The 22190-nt window shown below is 46.2% G+C and carries 19 protein-coding genes; 17 read left to right on the top strand and 2 right to left on the bottom strand.

Annotated features, from left to right (window positions below; all coding sequences use genetic code 11):
- The first annotated feature begins 71 nt into the window (after positions 1-71).
- The 17 genes from FTT89_RS11590 (at position 72) to FTT89_RS11510 (ending at position 20691) form a co-directional block, all read left to right on the top strand.
- A complete protein-coding gene (locus tag FTT89_RS11590) occupies positions 72-431 on the top strand; it encodes a hypothetical protein (protein ID WP_045794918.1) in 360 nt (119 codons plus the stop codon).
- 162 nt (positions 432-593) lie between these two features.
- The gene (locus FTT89_RS11585; protein WP_168398731.1) at positions 594-1478 is read left to right on the top strand and encodes a bile acid:sodium symporter family protein; all 885 of its coding nucleotides are present in this window, start codon (positions 594-596) and stop codon (positions 1476-1478) included.
- Between the two features lie 77 nt (positions 1479-1555).
- Positions 1556-2443, top strand: coding sequence for a bile acid:sodium symporter family protein (locus FTT89_RS11580; RefSeq protein WP_016659105.1), 888 nt, complete (start codon positions 1556-1558; stop codon positions 2441-2443).
- Positions 2444-2560: 117 nt separating this feature from the next.
- The gene (gene prmA / locus FTT89_RS11575) at positions 2561-3463 is read left to right on the top strand and encodes a 50S ribosomal protein L11 methyltransferase (RefSeq protein ID WP_180006363.1); all 903 of its coding nucleotides are present in this window, start codon (positions 2561-2563) and stop codon (positions 3461-3463) included.
- A gap of 18 nt (positions 3464-3481) precedes the next feature.
- A complete protein-coding gene (locus FTT89_RS11570) occupies positions 3482-4351 on the top strand; it encodes a DUF3426 domain-containing protein (RefSeq protein WP_104491618.1) in 870 nt (289 codons plus the stop codon).
- Between the two features lie 368 nt (positions 4352-4719).
- Positions 4720-4989 (top strand): DNA-binding transcriptional regulator Fis, encoded by a 270-nt coding sequence (gene fis / locus FTT89_RS11565; RefSeq protein ID WP_001086304.1) that lies wholly within the window; start codon positions 4720-4722, stop codon positions 4987-4989.
- 91 nt (positions 4990-5080) lie between these two features.
- Positions 5081-6655 carry a bifunctional phosphoribosylaminoimidazolecarboxamide formyltransferase/IMP cyclohydrolase gene (gene purH, locus FTT89_RS11560; protein WP_180172860.1) on the top strand — a complete coding sequence of 525 codons (1575 nt, stop codon included), beginning with the start codon at positions 5081-5083 and terminating at the stop codon, positions 6653-6655.
- 155 nt (positions 6656-6810) lie between these two features.
- Entirely contained in the window at positions 6811-8094 is a 1284-nt protein-coding gene (gene purD, locus FTT89_RS11555) for a phosphoribosylamine--glycine ligase (protein ID WP_180006364.1), read from the top strand.
- Between the two features lie 217 nt (positions 8095-8311).
- Positions 8312-8863, top strand: coding sequence for a GNAT family N-acetyltransferase (locus tag FTT89_RS11550; RefSeq protein WP_075174398.1), 552 nt, complete (start codon positions 8312-8314; stop codon positions 8861-8863).
- Between the two features lie 506 nt (positions 8864-9369).
- On the top strand, positions 9370-10239 hold the full coding sequence (locus tag FTT89_RS11545; protein WP_005178787.1) for a MetQ/NlpA family ABC transporter substrate-binding protein: 870 nt from the start codon (positions 9370-9372) through the stop codon (positions 10237-10239).
- Between the two features lie 75 nt (positions 10240-10314).
- A complete protein-coding gene (locus FTT89_RS11540) occupies positions 10315-11340 on the top strand; it encodes a methionine ABC transporter ATP-binding protein (protein WP_075174374.1) in 1026 nt (341 codons plus the stop codon).
- Positions 11337-12032: a methionine ABC transporter permease gene (locus tag FTT89_RS11535; RefSeq protein WP_005178793.1), complete on the top strand. Its 696-nt coding sequence runs from the start codon at positions 11337-11339 to the stop codon at positions 12030-12032. Before FTT89_RS11540 ends, FTT89_RS11535 begins: the two co-directional genes overlap by 4 nt.
- Positions 12033-12305: 273 nt before the next feature.
- On the top strand, positions 12306-15872 hold the full coding sequence (gene dnaE / locus FTT89_RS11530; protein WP_180006365.1) for a DNA polymerase III subunit alpha: 3567 nt from the start codon (positions 12306-12308) through the stop codon (positions 15870-15872).
- Between the two features lie 29 nt (positions 15873-15901).
- Complete coding sequence (locus FTT89_RS11525) at positions 15902-16756, top strand: RNA methyltransferase (protein WP_005178798.1); 855 nt, start codon at positions 15902-15904, stop codon at positions 16754-16756.
- The gene (cysE, locus tag FTT89_RS11520; protein WP_005178800.1) at positions 16749-17558 is read left to right on the top strand and encodes a serine O-acetyltransferase; all 810 of its coding nucleotides are present in this window, start codon (positions 16749-16751) and stop codon (positions 17556-17558) included. Before FTT89_RS11525 ends, cysE begins: the two co-directional genes overlap by 8 nt.
- A 107-nt stretch (positions 17559-17665) precedes the next feature.
- Positions 17666-18574: an ABUW_2363 family tetratricopeptide repeat lipoprotein gene (locus FTT89_RS11515; protein WP_005178801.1), complete on the top strand. Its 909-nt coding sequence runs from the start codon at positions 17666-17668 to the stop codon at positions 18572-18574.
- Positions 18575-18687: 113 nt separating this feature from the next.
- The gene (locus FTT89_RS11510) at positions 18688-20691 is read left to right on the top strand and encodes a triacylglycerol lipase (protein ID WP_180006366.1); all 2004 of its coding nucleotides are present in this window, start codon (positions 18688-18690) and stop codon (positions 20689-20691) included.
- Positions 20692-20767: 76 nt separating this feature from the next.
- Here FTT89_RS11510 and FTT89_RS11505 read toward each other — a convergent pair whose 3' ends face one another.
- Positions 20768-21841, bottom strand: coding sequence for a maleylacetate reductase (locus FTT89_RS11505; protein ID WP_005178803.1), 1074 nt, complete (start codon positions 21839-21841; stop codon positions 20768-20770).
- Positions 21841-21993: a hypothetical protein gene (locus FTT89_RS11500; protein WP_155756624.1), complete on the bottom strand. Its 153-nt coding sequence runs from the start codon at positions 21991-21993 to the stop codon at positions 21841-21843. The genes FTT89_RS11505 and FTT89_RS11500 overlap by 1 nt, the downstream gene beginning before the upstream one ends.
- Positions 21994-22190: the final 197 nt, after the last annotated feature.

Here is a 22190-nt window from a genome sequence, read left to right as displayed (position 1 = left end):
TAGGTTGTTTTATTTTGATTATTTTTTATCCTAAATCATGTACTCATTACAAACAAGCACAGGTACGAATTATGAATAAGAAGATACTCCTCTCATCCATCCTCTGCGGTTTATGTTTATCTCCATTTGCAGCTGTACAGGCAAATGACAAAGTTGAAAAAGTGTACGATTCACAGCGCTATCAGAATGTCTGTAAAGGCAAATCTCAAGGTGCTGCGGTCAGCTTTGCCTATCGTGGCATTATCTGGAACGGTACCTGCCAGCCACAGTTCTTCCCGGCAGACAGAAAACTCGATATTCAGGGTGATGAAGCTGCACTGTATACCACCTGTGGCCAAGACATGAATGCAACCACGGCAACCATTTCCGGTGCAGAAGTTCGTGGTAAATGTGCCCTTGGATTTACCCCGCCGCGTCCTGCTCAAATGTAAACTCCAACCCGATTCACATCTAGCCAAAATATGTGAACTCTATCAAGAAAACAGCCATTTATTACCAAGTAAATGGCTGTTTTTATTATTTTTATGGTTGATTTAAAACTCAACTCAATTACACTGAAACTGGGGAAAATAAGAATTAAATAGGATGATGCCATGCAAAGCGGCATTTTTACCTTCTTTCTACCGCTAACCTTGGCGGTATTAATGATGGGTTTGGGCTTGCTACTCAGCCCTAAAGATTTTATTCGGGTCAATCAGCAACCGAAAGTCATTTTTATTGCCTTGTTTACCCGGCAGGTCTTGCTGGTTGGACTGGCATTTATTCTCTGCCTGTTTTTAGAACTGCCTCCTTTGCTGGCGGTGGGCCTGATGCTGCTGTCAGCTACCCCTAGTGGTTCCACCTCTGCCCTGTTCAGTTATGTCTATAAAGGCGATGTAGCCCTGAATATTGTCGTGGTCGCCATCAATTCGGTGATGGCCATTTTCACCCTGCCTTTTATCATTAGCATTGCCATGCGCTATTTCATGGCCGATCAGACCGAAATCAACATGCCAATTGAACGGATTGCCTATACCTTCCTGCTAATTTTAGTACCAGTCTGTCTGGGAATGGCCATTCGCTCGTCTTTTCCAGAGCTGGCCAAACGGCTGAGTAAACCGATTCGGCGCATGTCGGTATATTTTATTTTTGCCCTGTTCTTTTTCGCGCTCTTTCAGGAGCGCTATCAGCTGGCGCAGTATATGGAACAGGTTGGACTGGCCACCGCCCTGTATGCTTTTGTCAGTCTGGTGGCCGGTTATGTGCTGCCACAGCTGATGGACATTTCCGAACAGCAGGCGCGCTCCTGCGGTTTCTTTATGAGTATTCATAACACCGCGCTGTCTTTAACCCTGGCACTGTCGGTACTACAAAGCACCCAGATTGCCATTCCTGCCGCCATTTACACCATCTTCATGTATATGTTTGCCTTGATCTTTGGACATTTACTGGCTAGACGAATGCCGTTAAATTCGGTAAAACAGAAAGTCATAGAGTAATTTGAATAAACAGTAAAAGATATTTTGCATGAAGCAACTGTCTTTTCTCACAAGGATAAATTTGACAGGAAGGTCATATGGATTCAGGCATTATTACCGTTATGCTGCCCTTGGCGCTGGCCATTATTATGGTTGGGCTGGGGCTGGAACTCACGCCCAAAGATTTCGCACGCGTTACCAAACACCCCAAAGCAGTCCTGGTCGCACTATTTTGCCAGCTGGTACTGCTGGTCGGGATAGCCTTTTTATTATGTAAAATTCTGGCACTACCGCCGTTACTGGCCGTCGGCATGATGCTACTGGCTGCTTCGCCGGGTGGCAGTACCGCCAACCTGTTCAGTTATTTATTTAAGGGTGATCTGGCGCTCAACATTACCTTAACCGCAATTAACTCGGTGATTGCAGCACTGACCTTACCCATTATCGTCAATTTCGCAATTGCCCACTTTTTACAGGCTGACCAAAGCATTGGCCTGCAATTCAGTAAAATCTTGCAGGTATTCGGGATTATTATTGTGCCGGTGATTATTGGTATGCTAATTCGTCATTATGCCCCGCGACTGACCGAGAAACTGAACAAGCCCTTACGGATTTTTGCAGTGATCTTTCTGATTTTAATTATCATTGGGGCCATTGTGCAGGAGCGACACAATATCCTGAATTATATTGGTGATATTGGCCTGGCTACCGCACTGTTCTGTATTTCCAGTCTGGTGATTGGTTACTTCGTCCCACGCCTGTTTGGGATTAATAGCGCCCAGGCCCGCGCCAGTGCCTTTGAAATCGGGATTCATAACAGCACGCTTGCCATGACCATTGCCTTAACCGTTATGGCCAGTTCAACCGTGGCCATGCCGGCGGCAGTCTATTCTATTTTCATGTATATCTTCGCTGCCATCTTCGGCATGTTATTAAACCGCTTTGTACCGATTGCTGAACCCAAGCCTGTGGTGGCAAACAGTTAAGCACTTTTTTCACCCAAGGATGTCGCGCTGGCATCCTTTTTATTTTGTACATTGGTAGGCGAAACCGATTGCCTTCCGCTACAATATCCTTTTGAAAAAACAAATTAGGTTATTCCTGTGAAGTGGTTACAAATACATATTACTGTTGATCAAGCTCAAGTCGACTTTACTGAAACATTACTCAGCTCACTTGGCTCCGTGAGTGTAACGCTGGATGATGCTGAAAATCAGGACTTGCTTGAACCACTTCCAGGCGAAACACCGCTGTGGAACAAGGTGATTGTGACCGGTATTTATGCACAGGACGAAAACGAAGAAATTGATGTGGCTGCGCTGGAAACTTTCATTCGCACTCAACTGCCAGATGCACCAATGCGTAGCGAATTCCTGGAAGATCAGGTCTGGGAACGCTCATGGATGGATTATTACGAGCCAATCCAGATTGCTGAAAAATTCTGGATTGTACCGGAATGGCTAGAGCCCCCTGAAGCAGATGCGGTGAATATTAAACTGGATCCGGGTCTGGCCTTTGGTACCGGTAACCATGCCTCAACGTTCCTGTGCCTGCAATGGTTAGGTAAAACCGATGTTAAAGATAAAATCGTCATCGACTATGGTTGCGGTTCTGGCATTTTAGGTGTTGCTGCCCTACTTTTAGGTGCGAAAAAAGTCTATGCCACTGATATTGACCCACAAGCGGTTTTAGCCACCCAGCAAAATGCTGAATTGAATGGCGTACTGGATCGTCTGTTTGTCGGTCTGCCTGAAGAGTTTAATGAAACCTTAAAAGATCAGAAAGCCGATGTACTGGTTGCCAACATTCTGGCTGGCCCGTTAATGATGCTTGCGCCTGAATTCGCAACTTTAACCAAATCTGAGGGAGAGTTCGCACTTGCAGGTGTAATCGAAGAGCAAGTTGCTGAAGTTTCTAGTGTTTATTCTGAATTTTTTGATATATTAGAGGTCGAAAAACGTGAAGAAAACTGGTGCCGAATTTCCGGGAAGCGCCAGCCGCATTAATCAACCTCTATAGATCTTATGAGTGAAAAGCAGACCAAGTGCCCCGAGTGTTTAACCACCTATAAAGTTTCTGTTGCACAGCTTACAGTGGCTCAGGGCATGGTTTGCTGTCCCAAATGTGCCTCTACCTTTAATGCACTCTCGCATCTGGTGCAGCCAAAGCCTGCGCCAACCCAGCTCGAATACAACGGTTTTACTGGTGGACAGGTCAGTTCGCCGGTTCTGGCCGATCATGGTCTGGCTTTTGACGACACACATGAAACCCATCTGCTGGATATTTTTGACCGTAAGGTTGAACATTCCAATATTGATTTAAAGACCTACTTAAACAATCTGAATTATTTCAGCACCGAACCGATTGCCAGTATTCCCTCGATGAATCTGTCTGAAAATGAACTGCAGCAAGAACGCAAGAAACATGGTGCGGGCTATTACACGCTGTGGGGTATTGTCAATTTTAGTCTGGTCGGTTTGCTGATTTTCCAGATTCTATGGTTTAACCCGAAATTCATGAACAACAGCCCTGCCCTGACTGTGGCTTTTAACGGGGTCTGCCAGCTGTTTAACTGTGAAACCTTTGAAAAGCAGTACAGCCTGATTTCAATTAACCGTGTGCGGGTGAAACGCTATGACCATGAACATACCTTGTTCTCCGGCGAGCTGATCAATTTTCATGACAAGAGTTTGGTATTGCCAAAACTGAAAATCACCTTAAAAGATGATAATGAAGAAGTGGCGTCCTATGTACTCGAACCGAAAGAGTATTTAATTAAAAGTCTGGCCAGCATTGAGCGGATTCCAAAAAATACCCCATTCAAGTTTGAAATTCAGCTGCCAGTGACCCGAAAAAGCTTTGATACCTATAATTTAGAAATTATCAAGCCTTAAAAATTAAAAAAAAATGTAAAAAAAGTGCAGTTTTCTTGCTCACTTTTTCTAAGACAATGGTATGATACGCGCCACGTAAGCTTAGTGCTGCATACTCCTCAGTAATTCAAAACAAATAGAAACTCGCAGAATGCGCCTTATTTTCAATAACGCGTATTGAGCAGGTTTTTTCGTTTCGATTTTTGGTCTGTAACAATTATTAATCTATTGTTACGCTTATTTTTCGACCAGCGCTGTGAGTTGTGGCAAGCTAAATGTTCCAGTTTTAGAACTCTCGTTTTAGGATCTAAAACGGGGTTCATTTATTTATAGACCACATTTATATATCACTTTACCCAAGTGATATCTGATTTTTCGGATTAATTCGCATGAATAGCAAATCTCCTATTTTTACTGCACAATCTGATGTCGCTCTTCGTATCCACGTTGATCGCGCAGTTCGCCATTACTTTGCTCAATTGCAAGGCGAGCAACCTTCTCAGGTGTATGACATGGTGCTAGCAGAAATGGAGAAACCTCTTTTATCTGTAGTTCTAGAATATACACGTGGTAACCAGACACGTGCTGCCGAGATTCTAGGCTTAAACCGTGGTACTTTACGTAAAAAGTTAAAAGCTCACGGTTTAATGAGTGAATAAATGATAAAATGCTCGCGGCTTTCGTGGGCATTTTTTTTAACCGCATTTTGCTAATGTTTTAATCTGTTTTTTGATAACTGTGACGAAAATCATGACTATTAAACGCGCTTTAATCTCTGTTTCTGACAAAACTGGAATTGTTGAATTTGCACAAAATCTAGTGGCTCTTGGGGTAGAAATTTTATCTACAGGCGGTACATATAAGTTGCTTAAAGACAACAATATCGCTGTAGTTGAAGTTTCAGAGCACACCGGTTTTCCAGAAATGATGGATGGTCGTGTAAAAACTTTACATCCTAAAATTCATGGCGGCATTCTGGCTCGTCGCGGTCTAGACGAAGCTGTAATGGCAGAACACAACATCGATGCAATCGATTTGGTGGTAGTGAACCTTTATCCATTTGCAGCAACGGTTGCAAAACCTGACTGCACCCTGCCAGATGCGATTGAAAACATCGACATCGGTGGTCCAACCATGGTTCGTGCTGCGGCGAAAAACCATGCGTCTGTCGGTATCGTCGTCAACGCATCTGACTATGCGACTGTTATTGCCGAGCTTAAAGCTGAAGGCAGCCTGTCATACGCAACCCGTTTTGACATGGCAGTGAAAGCATTTGAACATACTGCACAATACGACGGCATGATCGCATCTTACTTAGGCGCTCGCGTAGGTAAAGAACAAGGCGAAGCAGACAAATTTGCGCGTACGTTCAATACACAATTGAACAAAGCACAAGATTTACGTTACGGTGAAAACCCGCATCAATCTGCTGCATTCTATGTAGACCCAGCGGCAACTGAAGCATCTGTTTCAACAGCTAAACAGCTGCAAGGTAAAGAACTTTCTTATAACAACATCGCCGACACTGATGCTGCGCTTGAATGCGTGAAATCATTCGCGAAACCTGCTTGTGTGATCGTAAAACACGCCAACCCATGTGGTGTTGCGGTATCTTTAGACGGCATTCAAGCAGCTTACGACTTGGCTTATGCAACCGATCCTGAATCTGCATTCGGTGGCATCATTGCATTCAACCGTGAATTAGACGTTGCAACTGCACAAGCCATTGTTGACCGTCAATTCGTTGAAGTGATTATTGCACCAAGCGTTGCTGAAGGTGTTTTGGACGTGACTGGCGCGAAGAAAAACGTACGTGTACTGGTCTGTGGCGAATTACCAGCAATTGACGAACGTGCGCCACAAATGGACTACAAACGTGTCAACGGTGGTTTGCTGGTGCAAGACCAAGATTTGGGCATGATCACCAAAGATGATCTTAAAGTGGTGACCAAACGTGCTCCAACCGAGCAAGAAATTGACGACATGATCTTTGCCTGGAAAGTGGCGAAATACGTGAAGTCTAACGCGATTGTGTATGCGAAAAACCGTCAAACCATCGGTGTGGGCGCAGGCCAAATGAGCCGTGTAAACTCTGCGCGTATTGCAGCAATTAAAGCTGAACATGCAGGCCTCGTGGTTGAAGGTGCAGTGATGGCATCTGACGCATTCTTCCCGTTCCGTGATGGTATTGATAACGCTGCGAAAGCAGGGATCAAATGCATTATCCAGCCGGGTGGTTCTATGCGTGATGAAGAAACCATTGCAGCAGCTGACGAAGCTGGTATTGCCATGGTGTTCACTGGCATGCGTCACTTCCGTCACTAATTAACTAAATTAATTAGAAGTCGTATTTAATCATCCCCCTAAATCCCCCTTTGTAAAAAGGGGGACTTTTCGCGTAAGAGAACAGTGTTTTTCGCGATTCCCCTCCCTTTCTTAAAGGGAGGTTGGGAGGGATTCAATTTTGAGGGATTTTTTAAATGAACATTTTAGTTTTGGGTAATGGCGGTCGTGAACATGCATTGGCATGGAAAATCGCACAAGATGAAAAAGTTGCTAAAGTTTTTGTTGCACCAGGCAACGCAGGTACAGCAACCGAAGCTAAATGTGAAAACATCAATTTAAGCATTTTAGACAATGCGGCGATTATCGACTTTGTAAAAAACAATGCGGTAGATTTAATCGTGGTTGGTCCTGAAGCACCGCTGGTCAATGGTGTGGTGGATGCTTGCCGTGAAGCAGGTTTAAAAATCTGGGGTCCAACTAAGTTTGCGGCACAGCTTGAAGGCTCTAAAGCATTTGCCAAGCATTTCTTAAAACGCCACAACATTCCAACTGCATTCTATGACGTATTCACTGAAGTTGATGCAGCCAAAGCCTTTGTTGAAAAAAATGGTGCGCCGATTGTGATCAAGGCGGATGGTCTTGCTGCAGGTAAAGGCGTAATCGTGGCGATGACCAACGAAGAAGCATTTGCAGCCATTGATGACATGCTGGCAGGCAACAAATTTGGTGATGCCGGTTCTCGCGTAGTCATCGAAGAATTCCTTGCAGGTGAAGAAGCATCATTCATTTGTATGATTGATGGCGACAACATCTTGCCAATGGCCACTTCTCAAGACCATAAACGTATTTTTGAAGGCGACCAAGGTCCAAACACAGGCGGTATGGGTGCCTACTCTCCTGCGCCTGTGGTGACTGCAGACGTATTTGAGCGCGTGATGAAAGAAGTAATGCGCCCAACCGTTGACGGTATGAAAGCAGATGGTCACGTATACACCGGTTTCTTGTACGCTGGCTTGATGATTGATGAACAAGGTCAACCAAAGGTAATCGAGTTTAACTGTCGTTTCGGTGATCCTGAAACTCAACCGATCATGATGCGTTTAAAATCATCTTTGGTTGATCTGGTTGAGGCTGGTATTGCAGGTAACTTGCCAGCAGAAGCTGAATGGGATGAGCGTAAGACTGTCGGTATTGTTTTAGCATCTAAAGGCTACCCAGAAACGTCTAGCAATGGCGATGTGATTTCTGGTCTAAACACCGAAATGACCGATGCCAAAGTGTTCCATGCCGGTACTAAAGCCAATGAAAATGGTGAGATTGTCACTGCTGGTGGTCGTGTACTTTGCGTAACTGCACTAGGCAACACCATTGGTGAAGCACAAGCAAAAGCTTTAGAACTTTGCCAAAAAGTAACCTTCGACGGCGTTCAATATCGTAAAGATATTGGTTACCGTGCGATTGCGCGTGAAAATGCTTAATTCTCTCTTAGATTGATTAAGTAAAAAAACCCCGCTGAGTGCGGGGTTTTTTATGCTTCTAAATTTTCCCTCTCCTCTCAGGAGAGGGTCAGGGAGAGGTGAAAACCCTCACCCTAAAGGCAGAAGGGATTTCATGTCTTATCTCATTACGGAAATTATCATTCTTTTCTTGATAAATGCATTTATGATGCATCAAGAGCTTATTAATCGTTTTAACATGAAAATCCACCTGCAAACCCCTCGCCTGATCCTCCGCCAATGGCAAGACAGCGACGCTGCCCCATTTATCCAAATGTGTGCCGACCCTGAAGTCATGCGTTATTTCCTCAATCCCTTGACCGAGCAGCAAAGTCTGGCTTTTATGCAACGCATCCAGAATTTTATTGCCACACACGGCTGGGGCCTGTTTGCTGTCGAACTAAAAAGTAGCGGTGAATTTATCGGGTTTATTGGTTTACATCAGCATCTAGAACACTATGATTTTGCCCCATGTATTGAAATTGGCTGGCGACTAGCCAAGCAATACTGGCACAACGGTTATGCCACCGAAGGCTCAAAAGCCGTACTGGATTATGCTTTTCGTGAGCTACAGCTGGACAACGTAGTTTCCTTTACTACCGTGCTCAACACGCCCTCGGAAAAAGTCATGCAAAAAATTGGCTTAAGCAAAGTCAAAACCTTTGCGCATCCGCTGGTGCCGGCAGATCATCCTTTACTCATGCATGTGCTCTATCAAATTGATCGCCAAAGCTATCTGCAAGCGCATTAAAAATCTCAAGTTTGGATGAAAACTGTCATAGGATTGAAGGAAATAATCATTATAAAGATCTATCATCCTACCCCATCTGTGCTATATCTATTTTTACGATTTAGATTGTATAATTTTTTATATAAACATCTATAAGATTTTTTCATAGATTTAGCCCTTTCAATTCAAAATAGTAAATTGATTTATTTATTCTTTTCTTATTTTATGAACTTTACTTATGCAAGAATACGGCTAAAGGTCTAGTTTCTATACACTATTTTGTATATCAATTTATTGTTATGATGTAGACCATTTTTTCGCTATCTTCTAAAAATAAAGTTTTCAATTACATGGCTTTAAGCGCTTTTAAAGTCAATTGAAAAATACAGCAGATAGCTAAAAGCCTAAACGAATTCGCGCACTGGACGGACTTGAATCTCGCCTCTTTCGGCTCAAGTGAAACCCCGGCGCTTAAAATTATCAATAAAGTAACAGCCTGGCTGCTTCACTTTATTTGGGATGGACACATGAAAAAGTTCCTTGGCCTGGTTCTAGGTCTTTCTGTTGGTTTAGCTGGCTGTGCAAAACAGGAAACGCCGGCAACTGACGCCGCACAAACTGATGCTGCAACTGTACAAACCGTCACCATGGCATCTACCGGTTCCGATGCTGACATCTGGCGCTATATTGCGACTTTGCCTGAAACTGAAGCGGCGGGTATCAAGCTGGAAGTGAAAAACTTCACCGATTACGTTTCAATGAACACCGCTGTGGCAAACAATGAAATTGATGTGAACGCATTCCAGTCTTATGCTTATCTGGTGGCTTACAATGCCAACAATGAGCAGAAGATTGCGCCGGTTTCGACCACCTATCTTGAGCCAATGGGTATTTACTCAAGCAAAGTGAAAAAAGTGGAAGAGTTCCAGAACGGCGCGACCATTGCTATTCCGAATGATGCAGCCAATGAAGCGCGTGCCTTGCTGTTATTGCAATCTGCAGGTCTGATCAAGCTGAAAGCAGACTTCTCTCCTGCAACGGGCACTCCAAATGACATTACTGAAAATGCCAAAGCAATTGTGATCAAGCCAATTCAAATGGCGACAGCCGTTCGTGTTAAAGATGAAGTGGATGCCATTGTGCTAGGCAATACCCTAGCGATGGAAGGCGGTTTAAACGTACTGAAAGATTCAATCTTCTACGAACCAATTGACCAGAGCACCAAGCTGAACGTCAACGTATTGGCAGTTGCAGAAGCACGTAAAGATGACCCGATCCTGAAAAAAGTCGGTGAGCTTTATCACACTGAAGCGGTGAAACAGTATGTAGATCAAAACTTCGGTGGCACAAAAGTTGCGGTAAATAAACCTGTCAGCTATTTAACTGAAACCAATTAAGCATATAATGCTGAGTTAACAAACAGGCAAAGTGTACTTTGCCTGTTTTTCATTTTTGTACAGTTTCTTGACGCTATGATCGAATTTAAGAATATTTCCAAACATTATCAGCTTAAAGGCCAGACCATTCGCGCGCTGGATCAGGTCAATCTGCAAATTCCAGATGGCAGTATCTTTGGAATTATTGGTTATAGTGGTGCAGGAAAAAGTACCCTCATTCGTCTGATTAATTTGCTGGAGCGCCCGAATGAAGGTCAGGTAATCATCAATAACACTGACTTTACCGCTTTAAGTGCCAAGGCGCTGCGTCAGGAACGTGCCAATATCGGCATGATTTTCCAGCACTTTAACCTGCTGCAAACCAAAACCGTAGCGGCCAATATTGAAATGCCGATGAAACTGCTCGGCTGGTCGGCGGCAGAGCGTGAAAAACGCCTGAATGAACTGCTCGAATTTATTGATCTGAAACATAAAAAAGATGCCTATCCAGATGAGCTGTCTGGCGGTCAAAAACAGCGGGTCGGGATTGCCCGTGCCCTGGCCAATCATCCTAAAATCTTACTTTGTGATGAAGCCACCAGTGCGCTGGATCCGCAAACCACGCAATCGGTGCTGGAACTGCTAAAAAAAATTAATCGTGAACAAGGCATTACCATTGTCATGGTCACCCATGAAATGGATGTAATTGAATCAGTCTGTGATTATGTGGCCGTTATGGAACATGGCCAGGTGATTGAAACCGGTTCTACCCTGGACATTTTTAGCCAGCCGCAGCATCCAACCACCAAGAATTTTATTCAAACCGTGCTGCAACAGCAGTTACCGGTGAATATTTTAAACAATCTGGAAAACCAGAATCAGCACAGTATTTACTGCCTGAAATTTTTAGGGAAATCGGCGCAGGAAACCGTGATTCAGGCAGTAATTAAACAGTTTGATTTAAGCCTGAATATTTTATTTGCCAACATGACTGAAATTAATGGCGCGGTGATTGGGCAGATGTTTATTCAGTTGCTAGGGGACCCGGCCATTATTCAGCAAGCTCTTCAGTTCCTCGAACAAAATGGGGTTCAGGTTGAACAAGCAGGAGTACAAGGATGAGAGATTTAATTGTCCAGTGGCTCACCAGCCTGACCGCGCCGTTCTGGAAAAGCGCCCTGTCGATGGACCAGTTTGTCACAGCATTACAAGAAACTTTCCACATGGTGTTTTTTGCCATGCTGTTTGGCTGTATCTGGGGCTTTATTCAGGGGATTACCCTGGTCGCCACCCGTCCGGGCGGTATTTTACCGAACCGCGCGATTTATCATGGCCTGAACCCGATTGTAAATGCGCTACGTTCCCTGCCGTTTATTATCCTGTTAATTGCCGTTATTCCTTTAACCAAGTTTCTGGTCGGTACCTCAATTGGCACCTGGGCTGCCATTGTCCCGCTGACCATTTATGTCGGTCCATATATTGGCCGTCTGGTGGAAACCTCATTGCTGGAAGTGAATGAAGGGATTATTGAGTCAGCACAAGCCATGGGTGCGACACCGCTGCAGATTATTTTCAAGTTTATTTTGCCGGAAGCACGTAGCTCGCTGATTCTAAACCTGACCACCGCCACCATCAGCCTGATTGGTGCAACTGCAATGGCCGGTGCCGTCGGTGCCGGTGGTATTGGTGATCTGGCCATTTCTTACGGTTACCAGCGTTTTGATACCAGCGTGGTGATTCTGACCGTCATTGTACTGCTGATTCTGGTGCAAATTGTGCAGATGCTGGGTGAATGGCTGGCTAAACTCAGATAAGGATTCACCTCTCTATTCTCTATCTAAAGCGAGATAGATTACTCGTCCTCAAATCAATCACCCTCTACGGAGGGTTTTATTTTGGCTGTTAATCACCCTCATAGCAGCCCGAAAACGCTGGTTTTCAGCCCATGCAGATTACTGTTCAAGTGATGAGAAACCAATCCGCTACGTTGGTTTACATATCTAAAACTTCGCCATTTCCCCTTAATTTCAAACTGAAAGCCAAAATCCCGTGCTAAAATGTGCAGTGGTTTTTGCAGGGACTGATTTATGCACTTTGTTCATCTTGGTATTCATACTGAATTTTCGATTACAGAATCTATCGTACGTATACCTGATTTAGTCAAAGCCGCAGCCAGTGAAGAAATGCCTGCCCTGGCCATCACCGACCTGTCCAACCTGCATGCCGCCGTCAAATTCTATGGCAAATGTCTGGGCAAAGGCATCAAGCCGATCATGGGTTCGGAAATCCGCCTGAATGATGCCGAACATCGCATGACCTTACTGGCCATGAACAATCATGGCTGGCGTAATCTGACCGAAATCGTGTCGCGCGGTTTTATTGAAGGCCAGCAGCTGGATATTCCCTGCGTACAGAAAGACTGGGTCTTGGAGCAGCATGACGATTTAATCGCCCTGCTCGGCATTCACTCCGATGTCGGTAAAATGCTCTGTACCTCTAACCCGCAAAAAGCCGAACCTTTACTTGAAGAATGGATTGCCAAGTTTGGAAACCGGGTTTATCTGGCCCTGACCCGCACCAATCGCCCGAATGAAGAAGACTTCATTTATGAAGCGGTACAGCTGGCGAAAAAATATAATATTGGCGTGGTGGCACATAATGATGTGCACTTCATCAGCCGTGAAGATTTTGAAGCGCATGAAGCGCGCGTCTGTATTGCCGATGGTTATGTTTTGGGCGATAGCCGCCGACCAAAAAACTACAGCCCGGAGCAGTATTTTAAAACCGCTGCAGAAATGACCGAGCTGTTTGCCGACATTCCGTCTGCCATTGAAAACACCTATCACATTGCCAAGCGCTGTAATGTGACGCTGCAACTGGGCAAATACTTCCTGCCGGATTACCCGATTCCGGAAGGCCATACCATTGAAACCTTCTTTGCGCATTTATCCAAGGAAGGTCTGGAAGAGCGCCTGAACCATCTTTATCCGGTAGCGCAGCGCGATGAAGACTGGCCTGAAATCCGCAAACCGTATGATGAGCGGATTGAATACGAAATTAATATTATTAACTCGATGGGATTCCCGGGTTACTTTCTGATCGTGATGGACTTCATTCAGTGGTCGAAGAATAACGGCGTGCCGGTCGGTCCGGGTCGTGGTTCGGGTGCCGGCTCGCTGGTGGCGTACAGTTTAAAAATTACCGATCTGGATCCGCTGCGCTATGAACTGCTGTTCGAACGTTTCCTGAACCCGGAACGTGTCTCGATGCCCGACTTTGACGTCGACTTCTGTATTGCCGGCCGTGACCGCGTGATTGACTACGTGGCCCGTACCTATGGCCGTGATGCGGTATCGCAGATTGCCACCTTCGGTACCATGGCCGCTAAAGGCGCGATTCGTGACGTGGCCCGGGTTTTGGGTAAATCTTATGGTCTGGCCGACCGTATTTCCAAAATGATTCCGACCAAACCTTTGGGTCTGAGTCTGGAAGAGTCGCTGGCGGCTGAACCGCAGTTAAAAGATATTGTCACCAATCCGGGTAACCCGGACTATGACGATGCTTCTGAAATCTGGGAAATGGCATTAAAGCTCGAAGGCATTACCCGAAATACCGGTAAACACGCCGGTGGTGTGGTCATTGCACCGACCAAAATTACCGACTTCTCTGCGGTACTGTGCGATGCCGATGGCACCGGCCGGGTGGCCCAATACGATAAAGATGACGTTGAAGCCGCTGGTCTGGTCAAGTTCGACTTCCTGGGGCTGCGTAACCTGACTGTAATTGAAGATGCGGTGCAGAATATTAATAAACGGGTTAAACCCGAGGTCCCGCTGGATATTGCCCATATTCCGCTGGATGACAAAGATGCCTATTTGGTCTTTGCCAATGCCAATACCACCGCGGTGTTCCAGTTTGAATCCGTGGGCATGAAAAAGATGCTGAAAGAAGCACGCCCGAGTAAATTTGAAGAAATTATTGCTTTCGTATCTTTGTATCGTCCGGGTCCAATGGACCTGATTCCGGACTTTATTCATCGTATGCATGGCGGTGAATTTGAATACCTGCATCCGCTGCTCGAAGGCGTACTGGAGCCAACTTACGGGATTATGGTGTATCAGGAGCAGGTGATGCAGGCCGCACAGTACTGTGCCGGCTATACGCTTGGTGGTGCAGACTTGCTGCGCCGTGCCATGGGTAAGAAAAAACCCGAAGAAATGGTCAAGCAGCGTAAAATCTTTATTGAAGGTGCGGCCCAAAAAGATATTGATGAAGCCACCGCCAACCATATTTTCGACTATATGGAAAAATTCGCCGGCTATGGTTTTAACAAATCACACGCCGCTGCCTATGCGTTAGTGGCCTACCAGACCGCCTGGCTCAAAGCCCATTACCCGGCCGAGTTCCTGGCTGCCGTCATGTCCTCGGAAATGCAGAATACCGATAACGTGGTGTTCCTGATTGATGACTGCCGCCACAATGGTCTGGAAGTATTACCACCGTCGGTGAATATGTCGCTGTATCATTTCCATGCCACCGATGACAAAACCATTGTGTATGGTTTAGGCGCAATTAAAGGCGTGGGTGAACAGGCCATGCAATCGGTGATTGATTCGCGTATCCAGCAAGGACCATATAAAGACCTGTTTGATTTCTGTCACCGGATTGACCTGAAAAAAATCAATAAACGCACCTTAGAGGCCCTGATTCGTGCCGGTGCGCTAGACTGTTTAGGCATTGAACGTTCCAGCCTGATGGTGCAGTTACCGGAAGCGGTGCAAGCTGCAGAACAGGCCCGTTCTAACCGTGAAACCGGGATTATGGACCTGTTTGGTGAAGTCGAAGAAGTGCAGCGCAAACCGGCTAAACCGGTTAAACCGTGGTCCGATGAAGTCCGCTTAAAAGGTGAAAAAGATACTTTAGGCCTGTACCTGACCGGCCACCCGATTGATGTATACCGGGCTGAGCTGAAATCCTTTATTCCGGCGCGAATTAATGAACTGAGTCCGACCCGCCGTGGGGTCACCACAGTCTTTGCCGGACTGGTGCTGGATGTGGCCAACTTCCCGAACCGGGTGGTGGTGACCTTAGATGATGGCACCGCACGAATTGAAGTATCAGCCAATCACGAGCGTTTCCAGCGCTTTAAAGACATCATCCAGGTTGAAAAAGTGGTGGTGATTGAAGGCGAAATTTATGAGCGCGAAGGTTTTGACCGTCCAATGGGGCGTCTGACCAAAGCCTTTAGCCTGAATGAAATCCGTCAGAAACGGGCTAACAGTATCAAGATTACGCTATCTGCCGAACATGACAGTAAAACGCTGAGTCGTGATGTACAGCAGATTTTGATGCCGTATACCAATATTGATATGAGCACGCATATTCCTGTGATTCTGTATGTAGATTATGGTTATGCCACTGCTGAACTGCATTTAGGCGTGCAATGGAAAGTCGCGCCAATGGATGAACTGCTGATCAAGCTACGTGATTATTTTGGTAAAGATGCTCTGCATATCGAATATCAGGTGAAATCTAAAGCCGCCCAAGCGGTTGCGCATGAGCCCAAGCCTGCCCACGTTCCGGCACCTCCAGCGGACATGAGCATGGATGATGCGCTCGATTTATATCAGGCCGAAATGGGTCAATATTCTTAATTTAAAATTTTCTTTATTCTGGACCTTGTATGAGTCAAGTCGACAATGCTGCCTTGTCAGCACATCTCTCCCATGTGCGTATTGTCATGGTCAATACCACTCTGCCCGCCAATATCGGCAGCGCCTTACGCGCCATGAAAACCATGGGCCTGTCCAAACTGGTGCTGGTCGCACCGAAGACCTATCCGCATCCGGATATTGACGCACTGGCGGCCGGTGCCACCGATCTGATTGAACAGATTGAAATTGTCGACACCCTGGAACAGGCCATTCAGGACTGTCATCTGGTGTTTGGTACCAGTGCGCGCAGCCGCACCATTCCCTGGCCGCTGCTGGATGTCCGCCCGGCTGCGGAAAAAGCCATGCAGGCCGTGACGGCATCGCATCAGGAAATTGCGGTGATTTTTGGCCGTGAAGATCGTGGTCTGACCAATGAAGAACTGGCGCTGGCCAATTACCATGTCACCATTCCGGTGAATAGCGATTACGGCGTGTTAAACGTGGCCCAGGCCATTCAGATTATCTGTTATGAAATGCGGATGGCAGCCATGGCCCGGGTAGAACAGCAGCCAGACCCTAAAGCCACCATGCAAGTTCTTGATGGTATCGAAATGGAATGGGATGAACCTTTAGTGACCCATGCCCAGATGGAACAGTTCTATCCGCATATTGAAAAAATGCTGGCCGAGATTGAATTTATGGATCCGAAAAATCCAAGATTATTACCTTTGCGCTTGCGTCGGCTTTTTGGACGTATACAATTAGATCGTATGGAATATCACTTATTACGTGGCATTTTTAGTCGCGTACAGGCATTGAATAACGGTTCATGGAAAAAATCATCAACAACATCGACACAGGACGAGGATCAAGATAATGCTTAAACAGCTCAAAGAAGATATACAAGCTGTCTTTGCGCGCGATCCTGCTGCACGCAATACCTTGGAAGTCTTAACTACCTATCCCGGCATTCATGCCCTGATCATGCATCGGGTTGCACATGAACTCTGGAACAAAGACTGCAAGGGTTCGGCGCGCCTGCTGTCTTCATTTAGCCGCTTTGCCACCGGTATTGAAATTCATCCGGGCGCGAAAATTGGTCGCCGTTTCTTTATTGACCACGGTATGGGTGTGGTGATTGGTGAAACAGCCGAAATTGGCGATGACGTAACCCTGTATCATGGCGTGACCCTTGGGGGGACCACCTGGAACAAAGGCAAACGTCACCCGACTTTAGAAGATGGGGTAATTGTCGGTGCTGGCGCGAAAATTCTCGGGCCATTTACCGTGGGTAAAAATGCCAAAGTCGGTTCCAATGCAGTGGTAACCAAAGCGGTACCGGCCAATACCACTGCGGTCGGCAATCCGGCACGTTTTATTACCAAAGATCAGCCAAAAGATGAAGCCGAAGCACGCCGCCGTGACTATGCCGAAAGCATCGGTTTCCAGCCGTATGCGGCTACCCAGGATCAGTCTGATCCGATTCTAGACGGTATGCGGGTCTTGCTCGACCGTATTCAGCACAATGAAAAACGCATGAATACCTTATGTCAGCGTCTGTCTTTACTCGACCCAAGTTTTAAAAAGCAGCAGCAAAACGAACAGCCATTTAGTGCTGAAGAATTAAAAATTATTGAAGATGTGCGCCGTGAATGTGAAGCACAAAGCAGTCAGTCCAAAGCTTAACAACACGGTAACAGCAAACTTCTTGCCTTCTCTTGCATGTTCGTCACAGATTTTTTAGACTGACGAACATGCTCAGCCATTTTAAAATAAATTAACGGATGAATATTATGACGCTTAAGCCTTTGGCATTTGCTCTGATTGCGACCACTTTAGTTTCAGCCTGTTCCACTGCACCAAAACAACAAAACCCAGCCAATGCACCAATTGTGTTTACCGAGCCTGATCTGACCCCTCCATTTTATGCTTTAAATCCGTTTAATTATGATGCACCTCCTCCATTTGAACTGAACCTGCAACAGGCTGCGGCCCAGCCAGTGACTAAAATGGAAGTAACTGCCCCGGATAATCCATCGAAAAAAATTACTTTAGACACCAACCGTCTGATTATTCCGACCATCAACAACAACCAGCGCAGCTTGAAGTTTGCGGTGCTGGCCGGTGAAAATGAAATTGACATCACCGAAATTGATGACTTTTTACAGATGGTCGAAGGTAAAGCACGTCACTATCCACCACGTTTTACTGACCGTCAGGAACGCCGCGGTTTTGAAGCTAAACTCAAAGAAGTCACCCAGCAACTGGACAGCCTGGCGGTACAGGAAAATGCCTCTTTTGATGTGCTGATTCGTGCCTTTAAAGCCAGCGTAATGGCACGTAACCTGGACTTAGGTTCAATTTATACCACCCGTTCTCTGGCTTATGCACAGCGCATCCTGAAAATTAACAAGGAAGATGCCGAAGCCAATTTCTGGTTTGGTTTTGCCCTGTCTGAAGGTGGCGGTCATCGTGAAGCAATTTCTTATTTAGATAAAGCCATGAAAGCCGGCGTACAGGAAGCCTATCTGGCTGCTGCCAACAACTATATTGCTTTAGAGCAAAAGAAAAATGCGGTACAGACCTTGAAAAACTACAAGATCAAGTATCCGCAAGAAGCAGCTGTGGCCGACCGTTTAATTACTGAAATTGAAAAACAGGGCCGCTGGAATGTCTGGCAAATCATGACACCGAAGGCTTAAGTCTGGTGAAAGAAAAAATAGGTCATGTTATATGGCCTATTTTTTTGTCAATTGAAAAAACCAAGAAATTCAGTATGATTAAAAAAAACTTATAAAATACGATGCGAATTCACATGACCACTATGACGTATAAGATGATGCTGGCCACCGCGCTCAGCAGTTCCATTCTCGTTGGCTGCCAAACGGTCAGTGTTAAACAGCAAGCATTAAATGTCAGCATTGCCAACGAACGGGAAAGTATTTTATCTCGTGACCGCTTGAGCGAGGCCAGCCTCAATGTCTTGTCCATGACTGGCCGTGAAGCGCAAATCTGTACCGAAAACCCGAAACAGTGTATTGATGAACTGAAGCAGATTCCGGAAATTCTGGATGAACAGCTGCTGTCCACTGCCAGCGAAGTTTATCTGGCCAAAGCCATGCAACTGGCCGATTCTTCCAATTGTAAAATCGGAATTTTAAGCAAACACCAGTCTGAAGAAAAACAGCAATTACAGCAGCAGAACTATCAAAAATGCCTCGACCAGCAGCTGTTTATGCTGGATAAAAGTATCCGTTATAGCTATGCCTATATGTTCAAAACCGAACGGGCACCACAAGACCGGATTTTTGACAACCGTCAGGTACAAATCCGCGACTTTTATAATCAGGCCATTGCCAAACTGGTGTCCAGCTATACCCTGCGCCATCAGCCGGATGTGGTGGCCAGCCAGATTCAGGTCGGTGAAAACACCTATCATATTGACTTCAATTATTTTCCGACCTTAAAACAGCAAAAAATCGAGCAGTTAAGAGCCACCTATGACCTGAACTTTTCAGGTTTACGTTCTATTACCCGTCGTGATGGTTTTGGCTCGGAATTTCTGGTCATTCTGCCGGAGCAGCGCGCAGATCAGCCAGAGAAAGCCCGTTATATTATTGATCCTTTAAGCCATCGTTATCCAAACAATCAGAATCCGAATATCCATCAGGCCCGTTATCTGGCGGCAACCCTGGTGGCTGAACCGCAGCAGTTTGGCAATGTAGAGGATATCCTGAACAAGGATTTTCGCCTGCGCGCCTATGATCCCTATAAATATGAACAGGCCCGCATTGCCAATAAAAACTATCCGCTGGCGGCTAATTTTTCTGCGCCTTATGGACTGTGGCTGGCGGAAAATAATCTGCTGAAATCGGCTTATCTGTCACTGATTGACCGTGATGACAAGCTGGCCATGCCGCATTTATATTTTCTGGAACCATATAATCCGAATAAAAAAGTGCTGGTTTTGGTGCATGGTCTGGCCAGTAGTCCGGAAGCCTGGATTCGCTTAACCAACGATATTATGGGTGATCCAGTGTTACGCGAGCATTATCAGGTCTGGCAGGTGTTTTATTCGACCAATATGCCAATTATTGAAAGCCGTTTCCAGATTCATGCTCTATTGACCCAAGCCTTCCAGCAGGTCAATCCCAAAGCCGCGGCGAAAAAAGATGCGGTGCTGGTCGGCCACAGTATGGGCGGGATTATTGCCCGACTCCTGGTCAGTGATGCCGATGTGTCCAAAGAAGCCCTGTCGATGATGAGTGGCCGACAACTGGCCAAATACCGCCGTATTCCCGTGATTCAGCAGCGCCTGATTATGCAGGATATTCCTAACTTTAACCGGGCAATTTTCTTGGCCGCTCCGCACCGCGGCACCGAATATGCCGATCGCTGGTTTACCAAAGTGGCGCGTAAAATTATCCGTTTACCGGGGGCATTTTTAAATGCGGCCACCGATTCATTGTTAAATGAAGACCCGAGCCTGAAAGATCTGGTCAATGAACTAGATAAAGGCCTGATTCAAAATGGCCCAAGCGATTTAAGCCATCAATCCAAATTTATTGCCTTAACTCAAGATATTCAGCCACGTAAAGGACTGAAATATCATGGTATTATGGGCAATACCAGTCAGAGTAACGACCCTGCTCTCATCACCGATGATATTGTGGCCTATGAAAGTGCGCATCTGAAACAGGCCCAGTCTGAAAAAATTATTACCGGCGGCCACTCGATTCAGGAAACTCCAGAAGCAGTGTTGGAACTGCGCCGGATTTTACGCTTACACTTGCAGGAGCTGGGTTTATATAAACCTTAACCTGCCAATAAAAAACCGAAGCCTTCAACCGCTTCGGTTTTTTTATCTCTGGAAGATGGCTACATATTGCTATGTATTAAAGTGTGGCAGGAGGCAAACCGGCATAAGCCTGCAGCAACAGCTGCTTTAATTCATCATCGTCATATTCACGCGGATTATAATACGGCGAATCACAAATCATCCGGGCAATGTCCGCCGGGGCATGTTCCGGTAACCCTAAGTCTTTTAAGGCCAAAGGAATTTGCAGGCGCTGGTTTAATTGATAGATAAAACGGCCCAGCTCCTCCCGACTGTCAACACCCAGTGCAGCGGCCAGTTGATCCATCGCCTGTACATCGGCATGGCGGTTATAATGCACCGAATAGGCCAGTATAATCGCGTGGGTTTGTGCATGAGGCAGGTTAAAGGTACCCCCCAGGCTATGACAGATTTTATGGTGAATCGCCATACCCACCGAACCCAGACAAATCCCAGCCAGCCACGCGCCATAGCTGACCTGTTCACGCAGCTGGATATCTTTCGGATGCTGTACCAGTTCCGGTAAAGCGGTGGCCAGACAGCGAATCGCCTCCAGCGCCATCAGGCTAATCACCGGATTTTTATTTTCTGCATACAAAGCCTCCACCGCATGCGCCATGGCATTCATGCCCGAACAGGCAGAAATCTCTGCCGGCAGATTCAGGTTAAGCGCTGGATCATAAATCACGATTTTCGGTAACACCTGTGCAGCTTTGCCGGTGGTTTTCAGCTGATTTTCCGTAATACCATATACCGGGGTCATTTCACTGCCCGCATAGGTGGTCGGAATTGCCACAATTGGCAGATGGGTGTCCAGTGCAATGGCTTTGGCTAAACCAATAGCCGAACCGCCACCCAAAGCCAGACAGCAATCCACCTGTAATTCTTGTGCTGCCTGAACCGCCTGCCGTGCCACCTCTGCCGGCACGTGCATTACCGCATGAGCATAAACCGTAACGGTCAAATCACCAAGTTGCCGGGCCAGCTGCTCAGCGGCCTTCTGCTGGCCGGGCGTGGCAATCAGCAGAATCTTGTGATAACCGGCCTGCTTGAGAATATCCTGCGTGCGCTTGGCTTCCCCCGCACCAAAATACACCTGTACTGGCAAAGCCTGATAATAGAATTTGGGCATCATGGGCTCATCTTCATGTTGTTCTTTACCCCAGTATAGAGTGCCTCTCCTGCTGCTTCGAGCGCATTGCTGCAACGCTGCTTTCCATATTTCCTGGTCTTCTCTGCTGCAATCTTCATCAGCTGTATTGCTCGCTTAATTTTCTCCGCCATAAGCTGCTCAGTTTCAGCACAGATTTTCCAGAATCGGTTTTTTCCGCCTAGCTAAATTTGTTAAGATGAAGCGCTTGTTGGGTCGTCAACAGCATCGACGTGCAGGATTTAAACACGATGTTTTATCTGCTCCAGCTGGCCCAAATGACATCCACGCGGTGAAAGCCATTCCAACACCCATGCGTTAATTGAAGGAA

The sequence above is a fragment of the Acinetobacter sp. YH01025 genome, assembly GCF_013420185.1.
Taxonomy (GTDB): Bacteria; Pseudomonadota; Gammaproteobacteria; order Pseudomonadales; family Moraxellaceae; genus Acinetobacter; species Acinetobacter indicus.
Note: the sequence above shows the minus strand (reverse complement) of the source record. Positions and strands in the feature narration are given on the sequence as shown.